Source organism: Acidimicrobiales bacterium, from assembly GCA_035294085.1.
Taxonomy (GTDB): domain Bacteria; phylum Actinomycetota; class Acidimicrobiia; order Acidimicrobiales; family Bog-793; genus DATGLP01.
The window spans coordinates 37985-56704 of the sequence record DATGLP010000004.1; the positions used below are offsets into that span (position 1 = coordinate 37985).

Below are 18720 nucleotides of genomic sequence, written 5' to 3' on the forward strand. Positions count from 1 at the left end.
CGAGGCCTCGCGCGACGCGCCCGCTAGGGTCGTCCGGCGCCGATGGCGCCTGGCCAGACCGGGGTGATCTGGACGACGGTGCCGGTGTCCTCCGCCTGGATCGCCCGGCCGCCGCCGATGTACATGATCACGTGGTAGATGTAGCCGCCCGCGGCGTAGAAGACGAGGTCGCCCGGCTGGAGGTCCGACAGCGGGACGTGCTCGATGCTCGCGTACTGGGCGGCGGCGCTGTGGGGGAGGCTGACGCCGGCCTGCGCCCACGCCCACATGGTGAGCCCCGAGCAGTCGAAGCCGGCCCCCGGGGTCGCACCGCCCCACACGTAGGGGACGCCGAGCTGGCTCTCGGCGGCACGCACGGCCGCCGTGCCGTCGCCCCCGCCGACGACGGGCGGCGGCGAGCTCGTCGGCGGCGGCGGCTGGGCGGCCGCGGTCCGGGCGGTCGCCGCTGCGGCCGCCGCTGCGGCTGCGGCTGCGGCCTGGGCGACCTGCTGCTGGCGGATGGCGGCGGCGAGCTGGCCCTGCACCTGGGAGAGGGTGGCCGAGAGCTGCGCCTCGAGGCCGAGCGCGGCGTCGCGGGCCTGGCGGAGGGTGTCGGCCGCCTGCGCCGCCTGCGCCTCGTCCTGCGCGAGGGTGGCCTCGCGCACGCCGAGGCGGTGCTCGGAGTCCCGCAGCGAGGCGATGGCGGTGTCGAGGCTCGCCGAGGCGACCTCGAGGTAGGCCTGGCGCAGCGGCAGTGCGCCAGCGGTCGAGGTGAGCACGCTGGTGACGCCGGCCCCCGTGCCGGCGTTCACGTAGGCCTCGATCGCCTGGCGGCGAAGGTTCGCCGCGTCGCGCCGCACGCTGGAGCGGGCTGCACCGAGGGCGCGACGGTCCGCGCGGATCTCGCGTCGGAGCACGCCGAGCCGGGTGAGCGCCTGGTCGTACTCCTCGGAGAGCACGCCGAGCTTGAGCCGGAGGGTGTCGATGCGCGCCGCGATGGCGTAGGCGCGGGTACGCAGCGTGGTGACGGGGCTCGCGTGTGCCTCGAGCGGCCACGCGGCTGCGGCCAGGCTGGCGGCCGCGAGGAGGAGCGCGGTCCGCCGGCGCCGGAGCGGCCCCGGCGAGCGGGCACCGAGGCGGCAGGCCCTCCGCACGACCCCGGCCGCGAGAGCTCGCTCGGTCGGCATCACAATGGGCCGACACCGTATCGAGCGTGCTGGCATGCAGCAAGGTTTTCCTGCGTTTGGCCAGGTCGCGCACCCGCCGCTACGGTTTGGCGCGAGGTGCGGCCGAGTACCGCTGGACGCTGGGAGGCAACCGGGCGTGAGCGCTGCGAGCGGGGAGCCCGCCGAGGGGTTCCGGATCGAGCACGACTCGATGGGGGAGGTCGCCGTCCCTCTCGACGCGCTGTGGGGTGCGCAGACCCAGCGAGCGGTCGAGAACTTCCCGATCTCGGGCCTGCGCGTCGAGCCGGCGCTCGTACGCGCGCTCGCCCGCATCAAGGGAGCTGCCGCCCGCGTGAACGCGCGCCTCGGGGCACTGCCGAGCGACGTCGCCGAGGCGATCGCCGCCGCCGCCGACGAGGTGGCCGCCGGCCACCACGCCGAGGCCTTCCCGGTCGACGTCTTCCAGACCGGTTCGGGAACCTCGACGAACATGAACCTGAACGAGGTCCTCGCCACGCTGGCCGGCCGCCGAATCGGCCGGCGGGTCAGCCCGAACGACGAGGTGAACGCCGGGCAGTCCTCGAACGACACCTTCCCCTCCGCCATCCACCTCGCCGCGCTCGAGGGGATCTCCGGGGACCTCGTCCCGGCGCTTCGCCACCTCGCGCGGGCGCTCGCCGAGAAGGCCGCGGCCTTCGCCGAGGTCGTGAAGGCCGGCCGCACCCACCTCATGGACGCCACCCCGGTCACCCTCGGCCAGGAGTTCGGCGGCTACGCCGCGGCGGTCGAGCACGGCATCGAGCGCCTCGAGGCCGTGCTGCCCCGGGTGGGCGAGCTCCCGCTCGGCGGCACGGCGGTCGGTACCGGCCTGAACGCCACGCCAGGCCTCGCCGCCGGTGTCATCGCCGAGCTCGCGAAGGAGCTGTCGCTCCCGCTCACCGAGGCACGCAACCACTTCGAGGCACACGGCGGGCGCGACGCCCTCGTCGAGGCGTCCGGCACCCTGCGCACCGTCGCCGTCTCGCTCTACAAGATCGCCAACGACCTGCGCTGGATGTCCTCTGGGCCGCGCTGCGGGCTGGCGGAGATCCACCTGCCCGACCTGCAGCCGGGCTCCTCGATCATGCCGGGCAAGGTCAACCCCGTCGTCCCCGAGGCCGTCTGCCAGGTCGTCGCCCAGGTCGTCGGCAACGACGCGGCGGTGGCCTTCGGGGGCGCGGCGGGGAACTTCGAGCTGAACGTGATGCTGCCCGTGATCGGGCGCAACCTCCTCGAGTCGATCCGCCTCCTCGCCTCGGTGAGCAGGGCGCTCGCGGACAAGTGCATCGTCGGCATCGAGGCCGACGTCGAGCGCTGCCGCACCTACGCCCTGTCGTCCCCCTCGATCGCGACGGCGCTCAACCCCTACATCGGCTACGAGAACGCGGCGAAGGTGGTGAAGAAGGCGCTCGCCGAGCGGAAGGACCTGCGCTCGGTCGTCCTCGAGCTCGGGCTGCTCGGCGAGGACGAGCTCGACCGGGCGCTCGACGTGCTGGCGATGACCCGTGGGGGAATCATCGGCTGACGCCGGGCGCGAGAGCGCCGGGCTCGGCGAGGGGCACCCCGCTCCGCCTCGGCGCCGGCGGGCGCGGTGGTGGCGCAGCGGTGAGGAAGACCTCGGGGGCGACCGGCCGGGCGACGCGCTCGGCCGGGCGCTCGACGAGCGCGCCGCCGGGGCGCAGCGTGATCTCGTAGAGGGCGCCTGGCGGGAGCTCGAGCGAGGCCGTGGTGGCCGTGGCGAGCGACAGGCAGGCCCCCCTGGCGCGAGGTGCGGCAGCCGCGCCGTTGGCCGGCTCCCACGAGCAGCCGCGGGCGCGCGAGCAGGCGCGGGCCGACGGCGCCGACCCGTCGCCGCTCCTCGCGACGTAGGAGACGGCGAGGGGCACGCGAAGGACCTGGTAGTCGCGGCGCAGCGCGCCGAGGTCGACGAGCTGGACGCGCACGTCGACGCCACCGGGCGCGTGGCGGGCGTCGACGAGCGCGAGGTCGCCGCCGTGCTCGACGGGCTCGGGCCGGCCCGGCGCGACGCGCCAGCGGGCGAGCTCGCCGAGCACCTTGCCCGTCGCGCTGGACCGGCGGCCGTAGACGAGGGAGGTCACCCCTGCCGGCACCGAGGTGGCCCGGTCGCCTCCGGCGACGGGGTAGAGGAGCGGGCGCGCTGCGACCTCGTGCGCGAAGGACGTGGCCGTCGCCGCAGCGACGGCGGCGAGCGCGACGAGGAGCACGAGGTGCACGAGCACCCGGTGCGCCGCGACGCTCCACCAGCCGGCCACGGGCGCGAGCCTGCCGTCGGACGCGGGCGCACGCTACGGACGAGCGGCCAGGCCGAAGGACCCGAAGAATCAGGCGACTCGCGGACAAAGCATCGTTGTCCGCACGGGCGCTTCCGGCGCGGCGCGTGCTGGTCCCGGCCTCGTCCTCCAGGTACCCTGCGGCGTGCACCCGATCGAGCAGCTCCGTCACCTCGCCGAGGTGGGGGAGGCTGACGCGGGGGTGCTCGCCGAGGAGGCCGCCTCGGCGCTCGGCGCGCTGGGCTCGGACCGCAGGGCGCTTCTCACCGGGGCACGGCGCCTCCTCGAGGCCCACCCGTCCGTCGGCCCGCTGTGGTGGCTGGCTGCCCGCCTCCTCGTGGCTGACGACGTCGCCGCGGCGGCATCGCTCGCCGCGTCGCGCCTCGCCGGGGACTCGACGAGCGACGAGCTCGCCGCGTCGCTGCCGTCCGGAGCGACGGTCGTCGCGGCGGCGACGGACCGGGTGACGCTCGCCGTGTCGCAGCGCCCCGACCTCGAGGTCCGCCTCGTCGGGTCGCCGGGCGCGCGCTGGCGGCGCGGCGGCGGCTCACCGGTCGCGCACCGCAGCCCCGCAGCGCTCGGCGAGGCGCTCGAGGGCGCGACGCTCGCGCTCGTCGAGGCGCGCGCCGCTGGGCGCTCGGGCGTGGTCGTATGGGGCCTCGACCGGGCCGTCGCAACCGGGGCGCTCGTGGCCGGGCTCTCGCTCTGGGCCCTCGTCGGTGAGGGCCGGCTGCTCCCCGAGGCGCTCTTCGCCTCGGTCCTCGCGCGCCTCGGGGCCGTGCCGCCCGCCCCCGCCGAGACGGGCGCGGTGGTGCTCGGCGCCGGCGGCCTCCTCGTGCCCGCCGCGCGCCTCGCCGCCGTCGTCGGTCCGAGCGGGCCGGCGACCCCGGCGGTCGGCCTCGCGCGCCCGAGCTGTCCGTCCCCGCCGGAGCTGCTCGGACCGGGAGGTTGAACGGGGCGCGGGGTCCGCTCCGGTGCGGTTCCGGTCCGCCGTCCACCTCGTGGCGCACGAGGCCTCCGGCGGCCACTACGCCGAGCACGCGCGAGGCGGCGGACCTGCTCCGGCACAGGTGCCGCGACGAGGAGACGACCCTCCTCGTCGGAGCCGCCCGTGCGCGCCTGCCGAGGGCCTCGCCGACCTCGGGCTCGAGGTGATCACGGGGCGGCTACCGCAGCCCGCCATCACGAAGCTCCTTCCCCGATCCTGGGTTTCCTGCCAGGGGGAAGTCGCCGTCGCGGGGGCCGAGGCGCGAGCTCGCCCGTCCGGCGCTCCTCCCGCTCGGCCGGGTGGGAGAAGCAGTCTCCTCCCTCCGCCACCTGACCGGGCGCGCCGAGGTCACCTGCTCGGCGTGGACAGCGGCTGCGCCGCGGGTTCGTCGCCGGCCAGCCCGAGCGCCTCGTGGGCCGATCAGGGACCGGCTCGTCCCCGCCGAGCTCCTCGCCGGTTGCGGACCTCGGCCTAGGATCCCGACGGTGAGCGTCGGCGCTGCGGTGCCCGTGGCGGAGCCGGGCGCGCCGCGCGTCCTGCGCCGGGAGCTCGACGCGACGAGGTGGCGGTGGCCGCTGCGCTGGCTGCGTGGGCTGCTCGCCCGCCTCGAGCTCGGTGCCGAGGGGGTCCTCGGCCAGGTTCCGGTGGGGCGGGAGGTCGTCGCGCGCGCGAACCTCCGACGCCTGCGGCGGGCTTGGCGCATCGAGTCCGAGCGCGAACGGGCGAGCCCGTCGTGGCTGCGGGCCGCCGAGCGGCGCGTCTACTCGCAGAACGGCGAGGATGGGATCCTCGCTGGCCTGTTCGAGCGCATTGGCGTCACCAATCGCTTCTTCGTCGAGATCGGCGCCTCGGACGGGAGCGAGAACTGCACGCGACTGCTCGCCGAGGGCGGCTGGTCCGGGGTCTGGCTCGAGGCCGACCCCTCGCGTGTGCTGCGCGCGCGCCGCATCGCGGGGCCGGACGTGCGCGTCGTCACCGCGGCGGCGAGGCGCGAGACGATCGTCGGGGTCCTCGAGCAGGCGAACGTGCCGGCACGACCGGACCTCCTCGTCGTCGACATCGACGGCAACGACTTCTGGATTCTCGACGCGCTGCTGCGGTCCTTCGCGCCGCGCATCCTCGTTGCCGAGTACAACGCCGTGTTCTGGCCGAGCCAGTGGTGGACGTGCCCCTACCGAGCGGAGGCCGTCTGGGACGGGACGTTCCGGCACGGCGCCAGCCTGCTCGCCCTCGCCCAGCTCGCGCGCCGCGCTGGACTGGCGCTCGTCGGGTGCGACTCAGCAGGCGTGAACGCCTTCTTCGTCCAAGCTGACGAGGTCGAGCGAGCGGGTGTCCACCAGCCCGGCTCGGTCGCCGGGCACTACGTCGGACCTTGGTACTCGAGTGGCCTGTGGGGCCACCTGCGCTCGCGTCGGGCGCGGCTCCCGATGCTCGCCTTGGCGGATGGCGAGCTCCGAAGGATCGTGCTGCGCAAGGTCGCGTTCACGCATTCGCGCCGGGCCGCGGCGGCGGGCGAGCCTCTCGGGGTGCGGGTCACCGTCGAGAACGGTTCCACGGCCCGCCTGTCGAGCGGGGAGCCGGCCCCCGTCCACCTCGTCCTGGCCTGGCAGGACGGGGGCAGCGCGGCGTGGGAGCGCGCCCGGCGGATCCTGCTGCCCTACCCCATCCCGCCGCGCTGCGTTCGAGAAGTCACGACCTGGGTTCCTGCCCCGCTCGTCGCCGGGCGACACGTGCTGATCGCAACCGCAGTGCAAGAAGGTGTGGCCTGGCTGCACCACCTCGAGCCCGGCGCCGTCGCTCGAGCCGAGCTCGAGGTGAGCGACGGGCGCGGGGTCGTCGCCCGTGGAGGAGGAGGACGTGTCTGAGCGCAGCGTGCACCTGCCGAGGCGGTCGGTGCTCTCGGTGCCCGCCTCGAGCGAGCGCTTCCTCGAGAAGGCACCGCAGGTCCCGGCCGACATGATCCTCCTCGACCTCGAGGACGGGGTCGCACCCGGCGAGAAGGCCGACGCGCGCCGCAAGGTGGTCGAGGCGATCCGCGAGCTCGCCTGGAACGACCGCGTGCTCTGCGTTCGGCTGAACGCCTGGGACTCCGAGCACACGCTGCGCGACGTCCAGGAGGTCGTGGGGCGGGCGGGCGAGCGCCTCGACGAGGTGATGCTGCCGAAGGCCGAGAGCGCTGCGCAGGTGGTTGCGCTCGACCTCGTGCTCACCCAGGTCGAGCGGGAGTGCGGCCTTCCTCCTGGGCGCACGGGCATCGAGGTGCAGATCGAGTCCGCCGAGGCGCTCGCCCACGTCGGCGAGATCTGCCGGGCGTCGCGCCGGCTCGAGGCGGTCGTCCTGGGGCCCGCCGATCTCGCGGCCTCGCTGCAGATGCCGACGCTCACCGGCGGCGAGCCGTCGCCGAGGTACCCGGGGGACGTCTTCCACTTCGCGCTCGCCTCGATCCTCGTCGCCGCCCGCGCGGCCGGCATCCAGGCGATCGACGGGCCCTACCTGCGCCTCGGCGACTTCGAGGGGCTGCGGGTGCTCGCGGAGCGCAGCTTCGCCCTCGGCTACGACGGCAAGTGGGCGATCCACCCCGACCAGGTCCCGGTGCTCAACGAGGTCTTCACGCCGAGCCAGGAGGACTTCGACCGGGCCCACGACGTCGTGGTCGCGCTCGACCGTGCCGCCGCGGTCGATGGGCGCGGAGCCGTGCGCTTCGCCGGGGAGATGATCGACGAGGCGACGCGCAAGATGGCGCTCAAGGTCGTGGCTCGGGGGCGGCTCGCGGGCCTCGAGCGCAGCCCGCGCGAGCCCGCGTCCACCGATGGCTGATGCGGCGCCGCCGGTCATCTGCTGCGCGGCCGTTGCCGAACAGCTGCCGGCGGCGCGCGCGCTCGACGACGCGGTCGCCAAGGTCTACCCGGGCGAGCGCCTCCGGCTCTTGCTCGTGGAGCGTGAGCCGTCCTCGGCGCTGCGCGGCGCGGGCGTGGTCGCGGCGAGCCTCGCCAGCCTCGCCAGCGAGGCGGACGTCCACGAGTTCGTCGCCTGCGCGGAGGGACCCGACCTCGCCGCGGCGCTCGCGCCGGCGTTCGTCGCGACGCTGCTCGCGAGCGAGCCGGGGCGCCCTGTCTGCTACCTGGCTCCGGAGGTCGCCCTCCTCGGTGCGCTCGAGGCGCTCGTGGCGCCGCTCGACCGGCACCCGGCCACGCTCGTCGCCCGCCTCCTCGCGCCGGTGCCCGAGGACGGGCGGACGCCGAGCCCCGCGGAGGTCGCCGCGGCGGGTGCCTTCGATCCGGGCATCGTGGCGGTGGCGCCGGGGGAGCGGGGAGCGGCCTTCGCCGCTTGGTGGCTCGCCGCGATGCGCCGCGCCGTTGCCCAAGAGGGCGCGCAGCCGAGCCGAGGCGCGCCCTTCCTCGACCTCGCGCCCGGCGCACTCGGTGCAGCGGTGCTGCGCGACCCGGGCCACGGCATCGCCTACTGGAACGCGGCCGAGCGCGGCCTCGAGCTCGCGGCGGACTCGAGCGTGACGGCCCAGGGCCGCCCCGTGCGGACCGTGCACTTCGCGGGGTTCGACCCGAACCAGGCGCACCTGCTCAGCACCTGGGCGGGGAGCCGCCCCCGGGCGCTCGCGAGCGCCAACCGGGCGATCGCCCAGCTGTGCAGGGAGCGGCGCGCGGCGCTCGCCGCCCACGCCGGCGCGCCGGCGGGGAACCCGCCGCCGGGCGAGCGCCTCGGCGACGGCGCGCGCCTCACCGCCGCGATGCGGCGCTGCTACCGCTCGGCCCTCGCCCGCGCGCTCGACGAGGGGGGCGAGCACCCCCCGGATCCCTTCGACGACGCGGGCCCGGCTCGCTTCTACGCCTTCCTCGCGAGCGCGGACCCGACGGACCACGAGATGCCGGTCCTCCCGCGCTTCCTCGCCGAGCTCCACCGGCGCCGCATCGACCTGCGCTGGCACTTCCCGCGCGTCGGGACGGTCGACGCCGCGGCGTTTCGCGTCTGGGTGGAGCAGCACGGCCTCGCCGAGGAACGGGTGCCGAGGGGGCTCGCGGACGCCCTCGCCGCGACGCCGTGGTGGCGCGCGCCGACGGGCGTCGTGTGCGCGCCGCCGGGCGACCTCGCCGCGGGCGTCGCCGTCGCCGGCTACCTCCACGCGGACGTCGGCCTCGGCGAGGTGGCCCGTCGCACGCTCGAGGCGCTCGAGGCCCGCGGCGTCGCGACGAGCGCGGTGCCCCTCGGGCGCACCGAGGCCGGGAGCGCGAGGCGCGCCAGCGCCGCGCTCGGGCGGGCGGACCGGCGCATCAACGTGGTCTTCGTGAGCGCCGACCAGTTCCTCGGCTTCGCCTCGGTCGTCGGGCCCGAGTTCTTCGAGGGGCGCTACACCGTCGGGGCCTGGGTCTACGAGACCGAGCAGCTCGGAGTGGGCATGGCGCGCCACGCCGCGCTCGTCGACGAGATCTGGGTGCCGAGCTCGCACGTGCGCCGGGCGGTCGAGCCCTTCGTCGACCGGGCGGTCCACACGGTGCCCTACCCGGTCGACGCGCCGCCCGTGGATCGCGACTTCGACCCCGCCCGCCTGCGCATCGACCGCCCGTACCTGCTCTTCGCCTTCGACTTCCTGAGCTGCGTGCGCCGCAAGAACCCCTTCGGGGTGCTCGCCGCCTTCCGGCGCGCCTTCCGGCCCGGCGAGGGTCCGCTCCTCGTCCTGAAGAGCGTCAACGGGGCGCGCCGCCCCGGCGAGCTCGAGGCGCTCCTGCTCGCCGCGAGCGACCACCCCGACGTGCGCGTCGTGGACGCCCACCTCGAGGCCGCCGAGCGGGGCGCGCTGCTGGCCGGGGCGCTCGCCTTCGTCTCGCTCCACCGCGCCGAGGGCTTCGGGATGGCGATGGCCGAGTCGATGGCGCTCGGCCGGCCGGTCGTCGCCACCGCCTACTCGGGCAACCTCGACTTCATGGACGCACAGACCGCCTACCTCGTTCCCGCTGCGCGCGTCCCGGTCGGCGAGGGCGCCCCGCCGTACGATCCGGACGACACCTGGGCTGAGCCGGACCTCGAGGCCGCGGCCGAGGCGCTGCGGCGCATCTGGGCGGCACCGGAGGAGGCCGAGGCCGTCGGCCGTCGGGCGCGCGAGCGCGTGCTCGAGCGCGTCGGCGTCGAGCGGGTCGGCGAGCTGCTCGCCGCGCGCATCGCCTCGATCGAGCAGCTGCGCCGGCGCGGCTACCGCAGCAAGGTGCCGGCAGCGCTGCGCCGGATGCTGTAGGGCGCCGGTGCGGGCTCCGTGCCGGCTCGGCGCCGCTCGGGTAGCCTACGCGAGCGCCCTGGCGCGCCCCGACGCCGCATCGGAGCCTCGCTCGTGACGATCCACGCCTGCACGATCATCGCCCGCAACTACCTCCCCGCGGCGCGGGTCCTCGCCCGCTCCTTCGCCGAGCACCACCCGGGCGCGCCCTTCACGACGCTCGTCATCGACGACGTCGACGAGGCCGTCGACGAGTCCGCCGAGCCCTTCGCCGTGCTCCGGCTCGACGACATCGGCCTCGAGGCCGGCGAGCCGCACCGCATGGCGGCCATCTACGAGGTCATGGAGCTCTCGACCGCCGTCAAGCCCTGGCTGCTGCGCACGCTCCTCGAGGGGGGCGCGGACGCCGCGGTCTACCTCGACCCCGACATCTACTGCTACGCCCCGATCGACGAGGTCGGCCGCCTCGCGCGCGCACACGGCATCGTCCTCACGCCCCACGTGCTCGAGCCGATGCCTCGCGACGGCAAGACGACGTCGGAGACCTCGATCCTGCTCTCGGGCATCTACAACCTCGGCTTCGTCGCCGTGAGTGCGGCGGCGAAGGACTTCCTCGAGTTCTGGCAGGAGCGGCTCCGGCGAGAGTGCGTCGTCGATCCGGCGAACATGCGCTTCGTCGACCAGCGCTGGGTCGACTTCGTGCCGGGCATGTTCGACGTGCACATCCTGCGCGACCCCGCCTACAACGTCGCCTACTGGAACCTCCACCACCGCCCACTCGGCTTCGACGGACGCCGCTACACGGTCGGGGGCGCGCCGCTGCGCTTCTTCCACTTCAGCGGCTACAGCCCGAGGGAGCCGCACCTGCTCTCCAAGCACCAGGGGCCGCGGCCTCGCATCCTGCTGTCGGAGCACGCCGTGCTGCGCCGCCTGTGCGACGAGTACGGCGCGGCGCTCCTCGCGGCCGGCTACGAGCGGGAGATCGAGCGCCCCTACGGCTTCGCGCGCCTCGCGAACGGCCTCGAGCTCGACCGGGCGATGCGCCGCGCCTATCGCGACGGGCTCGTGGCGGCCGAGCGCGACGGCGTCGAAGCGCCGCCGGATCCCTTCGACGCGCTCGACGCCGACGCCTTCCTCGAGTGGCTCAAGGCCGTGCCGTCCTCGCCGGGCGCCGCGGCGGGGCAGCCGAGGCTCTCGCGCTACCTCGCGGCTGCCTGGGCGCTGCGGCCCGACCTGCAGGCGGCCTTCCCCGAGCCCGAGGGCGCCGACTTCGACCGCGTCGTGGCGTGGTCCCGCCACGAGGCGGCGATGGGGCGCCTGAGCTACCACTTCGTCCTCGACGACGACGCAGGCAACGAGCGGCCAGCGGTGACCGCCGGCGAACGTGCCGGCGAGCCGGCGCAGCTGCGGCCGGGGATCCGCATCGCCGGCTACCTCCGGGCCGAGACCGGGACCGGGGAGCACGGCCGCCTCACCGTCGCCGCCGTCGAGCGCGCCGGCATCCCGTACGCGACGCACGTCGACACGACCCCGCTGAGCCGCCAGGAGCACGCCTTCGCGGGCCGCGACGAGGACGACCTCGACGTCAACCTCGTGTGCGTCAACGCCGACGAGCTGCCGAACTTCGCCCGGCGCGTCGGGCCGGAGTTCTTCCGGGGCCGCTACACGATCGGGCTGTGGGCGTGGGAGCTCGAGGTGTTCCCGGCTCGCTTCGCTGACTCCTTCGACTTCGTCGACGAGGTCTGGGCGAACAGCACGTTCTCCGCGAAGGCGATCGCCGCCGCGGCCCCGACGCCCGTGTTCGCCTACCCGCTCCCCATCGTCGCGCCGCAGCCCTCGCCGGCCTTCGACCTCGCCGGCCTCGGCGTGCCCGACGGCCCGTACTTCCTGTTCTGCTTCGACCTGCTGAGCGTCGTCGAGCGCAAGAACCCGATCGGGCTCATCGAGGCCTTCTCGCGGGCGTTCTCGCCCGGCGAGGGACCCAACCTCGTCATCAAGGCGGTGAACCGGCGTCACGGGCTCGCCGCGCTCGAGGCGATGCGGTACGCGGCGGGCGACCGTCCCGACATCGTCATCCTGGACGAGCACCTCGATCCCGGCGACAACGCCGCGCTCATGGCGGGCTGCACCTGCTACGTGTCGCTGCACCGCGCGGAGGGCTTCGGCCTGACGATGGCCGAGGCGATGGCGCTCGGCAAGCCGGTCATCGCGACCGCCTACTCGGGCAACCTCGACTTCATGACGGCGGAGAACTCCTACCTCGTCGACTTCACGATGGGGAGCGTCCCGCGCGGCTGCGACCCCTACCCCGAGGGCGCGCCCTGGGCCGAGCCCGATCTCGACGACGCGGCCCGCCTGATGCGGCAGGTCGTCGCCAATCCCAAGGAGGCCGCCGAGCGCGGCGCGCGCGCACGGCGCGAGGTACTGGAGCGTCACGGGGTCGACGCGCGTGCTCGCTTCGTCGCGGCCCGCTACGCCGCCGCCCGACGCGCCCTCGAGTCGGGCAAGCCGCTCGCCGCGAGCACGCTGCCCGGGTCCGTCGTCCGGCCGGGCTCGGCGCCGGCCGGCCCGCCGCTCATCGAGCTCGCCAGGCGCCGACCGAACCCTGGCGGCGCCAGTCGCCTCGGTGCGCTCGGGCGCCTGGTGCGCAGGGCGGTGATCCGCCTCCTTCGCCATCACGACGCACCGCAGGAGGAGCTGAACCTCGCGCTCGCGCTCGCGATCGAGCACCTGGCCCCGATCGTGACGAGGCTCGAGGCCGATCTCGCCGAGCTGCGCGCCCAGGTGCGCAGCCTCGGCCTGCGCGTCGAGCGCCTCGAGGATGGGCGCAGCGCGCCGAGCGGCGGGGCCGGCCGGTGAGCAGACCGGGGCGCCGCCGACCGCGTCGGTGGCGGGATGGATGGCTCCTCGCACACGCGCCGGACGACGAGGCGAGCCGGGGGAGCGCGCGACGGCCATGGTGAGCGGCAGGTGGCGGCGGTGAGCGACGAAGGCGTGGCGGACGTCGACCTCGGTCTGCCCGTGCCGCCGGGCGCGCGCCACCGGCTCGCCCGGCGACTGGTGGCGAAGCTCGCCTGGCCGATGCTTCGCCACCAGGTCGCGCTGAACCGCCGGTCAGCTGCCGCGCTCGACGACCTAGCCAGTCGGGTCGCGCGCCTCGAGGGACTCGTCGAGCGCCTCGCCGAGTACGAGGCGAGGCTCGGGCAGCTCGAGGGCAGCCTCGCGCACCACTCTGAGGTTCTCACGCGCCAGGACGTCGCTCTCGAGCGCCACGAGCAGATCGTGGCGCGCCAGGACGTCGGCCTCGACGACCTGCGCGAGCGGATCGAGCGGGTCGCCGACGAGATCGACCTCGTCCACCGGCAGGTCTTCGCCCGCTACCACGAGGGCATCGCCGACGTCCGTTCGGAGCTCGGCGAGCTCGGTTCGGAGCTCGGCGAGCTCGCAAGAGGCGTCGACGACGGGCGGCGCCTCCTCGAGGAGCACGCCCGGCGCCTGGACCGGGCCGTCGCGGACTTCTGGCCTCGCCTGGCGCAGGTCGATCTCGTGCTCGCGGACCTGAGACGGGCGCTGCCCAGCCCGCCGCCTCGCGAGGTCGTCGAGGCCGCCCCCTCGGCCTTCGAGCAGCTCTACGACTCGTTCGAGTACGCGTTCCGCGGCCCGCCCCACCTCATCGAGGAGCGGGTCCGCCCCTACCTCGCCGACGTGGCGCAGCTTCCCGACCTCGGGCCCGTCCTCGACGTGGGCTGCGGCCGGGGCGACTGGCTGCGCGTCCTTCGCGAGGCCGGCATCGACGCCTACGGGGTGGACACGAACCGAGCCGCGGTCGAGAAGGCCCGGCAGGCGGGCCTGCGCGTCGAGCTCGAGGACGCGATCGCGCACCTCGCCCGCCTGGAGGCGGGCTCGCTGCGGGCCGTGAGCGCCATCCACCTCGTCGAGCACCTCGAGACCGGTGCGCTCATCGAGCTCCTCGACCGTGCCTTCGTCGCGCTCGGCGCGGGGGGCCTCCTGCTCCTCGAGACCCCGAACCCGGAGAACGTGGCTGTTGGTGCCTCGTCGTTCTACCTCGACCCGACGCACCGGGCGCCGCTGCCGCCCGGTCTGCTCGCCTACCTCGTCGGGGCGCGGGGGTTCACCTCGGTGGAGGTGCGCCCGCTCACCCGTGCCGAGGGGAAGGCGCTGCTGCGCCTCGACGACGAGGAGTCCCCCTGGGCGAGGGACCTCGCGCCGGTGCTCGAGCTCTTGAACGCTCGCTTCCTCGAGTCCCAGGACTACGCGCTGCTCGCGAGGAAGCCCTGAGGGCCCCGTGCGCATCGCCTACTGGAGCCCCTTCCCACCCCAGCGCACCGGCATCGCGGACTACAGCTACGAGCTCCTCGAGGAGCTGCGCGAGCTCCTCGACGTCGTCGCCGTCGTCGACGATCGCCAGCTCGGCCGCGTCCGGGTCCCCGAGGGCGTGGACCTCGCCGGCGCGTCGTGCCCACCCGAAGGGATCGACCTCGACGTCTACCAGATGGGCAACAACCCACCGTTCCACGCCTTCGTGCACCGCAGGGCGCTCGAGGTCCCCGGCCTGCTCGTGCTGCACGATCCCTCCCTCGTCGACTTCTACGCCGCGATTGCGGGCGGCGCCTCGCACCTCGACGGCGCGGTGTTCCGCCACGAGGTGCAGTACAACTGCCCGGAGATCGGGCCGGACGATCCCCTCCCGCTCGTCGTCGACGGCGAGCACCGGGACGTCGACCGCCTCCGGCTGCTCTGCTCCCGCCGGGTGGTCGAAGCGAGCCTCCGGACCCTCGTGCACAGCACCTGGGTGCGCGACCTCCTGCGCGAGCGTTTCCCCGGTGCGGACGTGGAGCGGATCTGCCTCGCGGCGCCGCTCGTGCACGAGCCGGAGGACCCTGGTCCCCGTCGCGAGCCGATCCTCTTCGGCGTGTTCGGTGGCATCACCTACTACAAGCGGCTCGTCGAGGTGTCGACCGCCTTCGCGGAGGCGCACCGTCGCGACCCTCGCATGCGCATGGTCATCGCCGGGCGCGCCGACGAGGCGCGCATCGAGGAGGCGGTCCGCTCGATCGCGGCCGAGCCATCGCTCGCCGGTTCGCTCGAGGTCCGCACCGACCTGCCGCTTCGGGAGCTCGAGCAGCTCATCGTCCGCTGCGACATCGCCGTGTCGCTGCGCTGGCCGACGGCCGGCGAGATGAGCGCGACGCTCCTGCGAGCGCTCGGTGCCGGGAAGCCGGTGATCGTGAGCGACCTCCCGCAGTTCGGCGACCTCGACGCGAGCTTCTGCTGGCGCGTGCCGATCGAGCCGCGGGCGGAGCGGGCCTGCCTCGTCGAGGTCATGACCTCGCTCGCGGCGTCGCCCGACCGGCTCCGGGCGGCGTCGCAGGCAGCGCGCGCCTACGTCGCGCGCCACGCCACCTACCGAGTCGTCGCCAACGAGTACGTGCGCCACATCGAGGCGTGCGCGCGTCGCCCAGCTCGAGGGAGGCGCGCCACGCCGCTCCTCGCGATCTGCGGCGCCCGGGAGGGGGGCGTCGAGCCGCGCCGACTCGCACGCGCGGCGAGCGAGCGGGGCATCGGCGCGATCGCCTTCGGGCCCGCCGCGAGCCGGCGCATCGCAGGGGACGAGGGTCCTCTCTCGAGCATCGTGCCCGGTTTGCGCGCGGTCGTGTGGTGCGCCGACCTCGATGCGGTCGAGCCGCCCGAGGTGCACCGGCCTGCGGGCACCTGCCTGGTCGCGTCCGTGCAGTGGTCGTTCCCCTTCCTGTCGCGCCGCCTCGGCGCGTGGGCGGGCCGCTTCGACGAGATCTGGCTGCCGAGTCGCTTCGCGGCGCAGGCGTTCGTCCGCCATGCCGCACGCGTCGCCGTCGTACCGCCGGCCGTGGACCTCCCGGTGTCCGACGACGGCGTCCTCGGGCGGGTCGGCTGGCCGGAGCGGCGGGTCGTCTTCCTCTCGTTCCTCGACGCTCGCACCGGTTTCGCGCGCAAGAACCCGCTCGGGCTCGTCGAGGCCTTCCGGCGGGCCTTCACGAGAGCGGAGCGCCGAACGAAGGTGGGCCTCGTCGTCTCGACCGCCAACCTCGCCAGCTCCAACGCGGCAGGCACCGTCCTGCGCGAGGCCGTCGAGGGTGTCGGCGGCGTGCTCATCGACCGAGCGCTCACCCAGAGCGAGCTGGCGGGTCTCCTCACGGCGTGCGACGTCTACGCGTCGCTCCATCGGTCGGTCGGCTTCGGGGCCGCGATGGCGGCGGCGATGCTGGCGGGCAAGCCGGTCGTGGCGACCGGCTACTCGGGCAACCTGGAGTACCTGTCGAGCGCGAACGCACTCCTGTGCCGCTACCGGATCTGCGAGGTCGTCCCCGACGAGCTGGTCTTCGAGCCGACGAGCGTCGCGCGCCGCCACTCGGACGGCTACTACTGGGCGGAGCCGGACCTCGACCACGCCGCCTCGTTGCTGCGCGCGCTCTACGATGACGCGGAGCTTCGCTCGCACCTCGGGAGCGTCGCGCGAGAGGTCGTCCGGCGACGCTTCTCGCCCGAGGCGAGCGGTGCCGCCATTCGCCGGCGTCTCGACGCGATCGCTGCCTCGCGACCTCGCGTCGACGTGGCAAATCGGTGCAGCGTCGCGCGAGGCTGCCTCGCCTAAGGTCCGTTCGTGCCGGCATTCCTCGAGGTCGCGTCGCGGGAGGCCGCGATGCTGTTCGTGCTGTCGGCCATCGGCGCCGGCCCGAGCAGGCTGCTCGGCGCGCGCTTCGACCGCACCGCGCGCCTCGCCATGGCACCCGTGCTCGGACTGTGCCTCGCGACGTGCATCTGCACGACGGCGCTCTGGTTCGCGCCCGCGGGGGCGACGCCCTGGCTGCTACCGACGGCGATGGCCGTGTCCGTCGCGGCCGCGCTCTACCGTCGACGGACGGGCCGCCACCGCCGTGGCCGTGCGGCAGCGGAGCGTCCACCCGAGCCAGCGGGCGACCGCCGGGCGAAGGTGACGCGCCGGCGGCACGACAGCTGGCCGGTCGCGCTCGCCAAGCTTGTTCTCGTCGTCGTCGCCGTCTCGACGCCGACCCTCGTGCTCCTCGGCGAGCACCACAGCGTCGGTCCGGTCGCGTACCAGGTACCGGATGCGGGCGGCTACGTCATGCAGACCGATGGGATGGTCCACGAGTCGATCCGCCAGGCGGTCGCGCACAGCGCGGGTCCGTGGAGCGACCTCGTGCACGAATACTGGGACTGGTATGCGCACACCTCGCTGGAGATGAGTGCTGACCCGGTGTCGGCGAACCTCGACGGGCTCCTGGGCTTCGGTGCCACGGACACCCAGAGCGCCTTCATGCTCGCCTTTTATGCCGACATCGCGCTTGGAATCGTCGCGGTCGTACACCGCATGCTGCGGCGGCCGAGCTGGGTAGCCGTCTTTGGTGCCTCGCTCGCCGGTGGTCCGTTCTTCCTCCAGCTCTTCTTCGACGGGAGCGAGGGAGCGATCTGTGGGCTGGCCCTCATCGCCCCGCTCGTCGTGGTGGCTTCGGACCTCGCGGAGCGCTTCTCGGTCGCTGATGCCGTGGTTGCCGGGATCTTGCTGGCAGGATTGTTCGGTCTCTATCCCCTCTTCCTGCCGCCCCTCGTCCTGGCCGGGGCGCTCCTGGTCGTCATCAAGGCCATCTCAAGGTTCCGCCGCAGCAGAACGGCAGCCTCGCTCCTCGCGCCACCTGGCGCAGCACTGCTGGTCGTCGCAGTAGCGGCCATCTTGGGCTCCGTGCAGGTCGTGCGGGGCCTCCGCTACCTGGTCACGGTGCACGGGTACCTGCACGGCCAGCCGAACTACCACCTTACGGCGGGAACGATCCCCGCCTGGCTGCTGCAGACGCGCGGCTTCTACGACATCTTGTCGATGACATCGGGCAGCAAGAGCTTCGCGCTCCTGCTGCTCCTGCTCGTGGTCCCGGTCGCGCTCGGGCTTACTGCGCTGACGGGCTGGCGGGAGTGGCGGCTTGCGTACGGGATCTGGCCGATCACGCTTGCCTGCACGGCCGCAGTCGCCGCCTACGAAGCGACATTCGTCGTGAACGCAGGCCGTGCCTGCACCTACTGCATGGACCGGTCCCTCCTGCCGGTGTCGCCGATGCTCGTCGTGATGATGTCCGTCGGGGTCGCGTCGGCACTTGCAACCGGCGCGATCGTGGTGCGAGTGATCGCGGCGCTGGTTGGGCTAGGCGGGATGACGGCTGCGTCGCTCGCGCTGCAGCAGGAGTCAGTGCTGTTCTCGAACAGCTTCTTCCTGAGCCCCGCGATCGGCGCCGCGCTCAGCCATCTGCCCCATCGTTCGGGGAGCATCGAGGTGGAGGCGTTCGACGAGGCGCCCCCCAATCCCATCGCTGAGTACATGCTCACGTACGCCAAGGTCGACGAGGTCGCCTGGGATCGTGCGTCTGTGCCGGGAGATACGAATGAGAACAACTCGATGCTCTATGTCGTTCCCGCTATGAGGCCATTGCCGAACCAGCTCTTGCATACCGACTACCGCTACGTGTTGACGCGGGCGCCAGGAATCATCACCGGGCGCAGGGTCATCGCGCGTGACGGAGCGGTTGCCTTGGAGGAGCGGACGTCTCGCCTCGACGTCACGTTGGACTACGGGTTCGCCGTCTTCGGGACGAACGACAGCCCCGGCATCGTCACGAAGAACCCATGGATGAATGAGTCGATGCAGTTCGTGGTCGCCGGTGCACATCAGCACACGTTCGTCCACCTCCGGTACCTCGTACCGGCCGGACCTCTCGCGGGTCCTGTTCGAGCAGCGAAGGGGTTTGTTGTCCGGCGCCGCGGCAACACGCTCTTCGTGTGCGGTCCCGCACGACCGCTCAGGCCCAGGGCTCGTGTCGCCGCGGTGCAACTTGATCTCCCGGCGAACGGACAGCTGGTCGCCATGTTCGCGTCACGTACGTCGTGTGGAGGACGGACGCGAAAGCTCGCGAGAGACGGGGTGCCGCGATGAAAGCGCACGAGGCCATGAGCCGATCGGGGCAGCGT

General features: G+C 74.1%; 11 protein-coding genes. 9 read left to right on the forward strand and 2 right to left on the reverse strand.

Annotation, left to right across the window (positions count from 1 at the left end):
* Positions 1 to 23 precede the first annotated feature (23 nt).
* Positions 24 to 1166: a C40 family peptidase gene (locus VKV23_00850; protein ID HLI14585.1), complete on the reverse strand. Its 1143-nt coding sequence runs from the start codon at positions 1164 to 1166 to the stop codon at positions 24 to 26.
* A gap of 136 nt (positions 1167 to 1302) precedes the next feature.
* Between VKV23_00850 and VKV23_00855 the strand changes: the two genes are divergently transcribed.
* A complete protein-coding gene (locus tag VKV23_00855; protein HLI14586.1) occupies positions 1303 to 2709 on the forward strand; it encodes a class II fumarate hydratase in 1407 nt (468 codons plus the stop codon).
* Here the strand turns inward: VKV23_00855 and VKV23_00860 are convergent.
* On the reverse strand, positions 2699 to 3457 hold the full coding sequence (locus VKV23_00860) for a hypothetical protein (protein ID HLI14587.1): 759 nt from the start codon (positions 3455 to 3457) through the stop codon (positions 2699 to 2701). The two genes, VKV23_00855 and VKV23_00860, sit on opposite strands and share 11 nt — an antisense overlap.
* A gap of 163 nt (positions 3458 to 3620) precedes the next feature.
* Here VKV23_00860 and VKV23_00865 point away from each other — a divergent pair, with 163 nt between their 5' ends.
* The 8 genes from VKV23_00865 to VKV23_00900 all read left to right on the forward strand — a co-directional run bounded on the left by VKV23_00865 (position 3621) and on the right by VKV23_00900 (position 18685).
* Positions 3621 to 4427 carry a hypothetical protein gene (locus VKV23_00865; protein ID HLI14588.1) on the forward strand — a complete coding sequence of 269 codons (807 nt, stop codon included), beginning with the start codon at positions 3621 to 3623 and terminating at the stop codon, positions 4425 to 4427.
* 521 nt (positions 4428 to 4948) lie between these two features.
* Complete coding sequence (locus VKV23_00870; protein ID HLI14589.1) at positions 4949 to 6328, forward strand: hypothetical protein; 1380 nt, start codon at positions 4949 to 4951, stop codon at positions 6326 to 6328.
* A complete protein-coding gene (locus VKV23_00875) occupies positions 6321 to 7280 on the forward strand; it encodes a CoA ester lyase (GenBank protein ID HLI14590.1) in 960 nt (319 codons plus the stop codon). The genes VKV23_00870 and VKV23_00875 overlap by 8 nt, the downstream gene beginning before the upstream one ends.
* Positions 7273 to 9708, forward strand: a complete 2436-nt coding sequence (locus VKV23_00880; protein ID HLI14591.1) for a glycosyltransferase — start codon at positions 7273 to 7275, stop codon at positions 9706 to 9708. The genes VKV23_00875 and VKV23_00880 overlap by 8 nt, the downstream gene beginning before the upstream one ends.
* A 93-nt stretch (positions 9709 to 9801) precedes the next feature.
* Entirely contained in the window at positions 9802 to 12546 is a 2745-nt protein-coding gene (locus tag VKV23_00885; GenBank protein HLI14592.1) for a glycosyltransferase, read from the forward strand.
* 120 nt (positions 12547 to 12666) lie between these two features.
* Positions 12667 to 13986, forward strand: a complete 1320-nt coding sequence (locus tag VKV23_00890) for a methyltransferase domain-containing protein (GenBank protein ID HLI14593.1) — start codon at positions 12667 to 12669, stop codon at positions 13984 to 13986.
* A 7-nt stretch (positions 13987 to 13993) separates the two neighbouring features.
* Positions 13994 to 16339 (forward strand): glycosyltransferase, encoded by a 2346-nt coding sequence (locus VKV23_00895; GenBank protein HLI14594.1) that lies wholly within the window; start codon positions 13994 to 13996, stop codon positions 16337 to 16339.
* Between the two features lie 9 nt (positions 16340 to 16348).
* Positions 16349 to 18685, forward strand: a complete 2337-nt coding sequence (locus VKV23_00900) for a hypothetical protein (protein ID HLI14595.1) — start codon at positions 16349 to 16351, stop codon at positions 18683 to 18685.
* Positions 18686 to 18720: the final 35 nt, after the last annotated feature.

Coding starts and splice junctions, on each gene's coding strand:
- VKV23_00850 (HLI14585.1), bottom strand. CDS start 1,166: ATGCCGACCGAGCGAGCTCTCGCGGCCGGGGTCGTGCGGAGGGCCTGC.
- VKV23_00880 (HLI14591.1), top strand. CDS start 7,273: ATGGCTGATGCGGCGCCGCCGGTCATCTGCTGCGCGGCCGTTGCCGAA.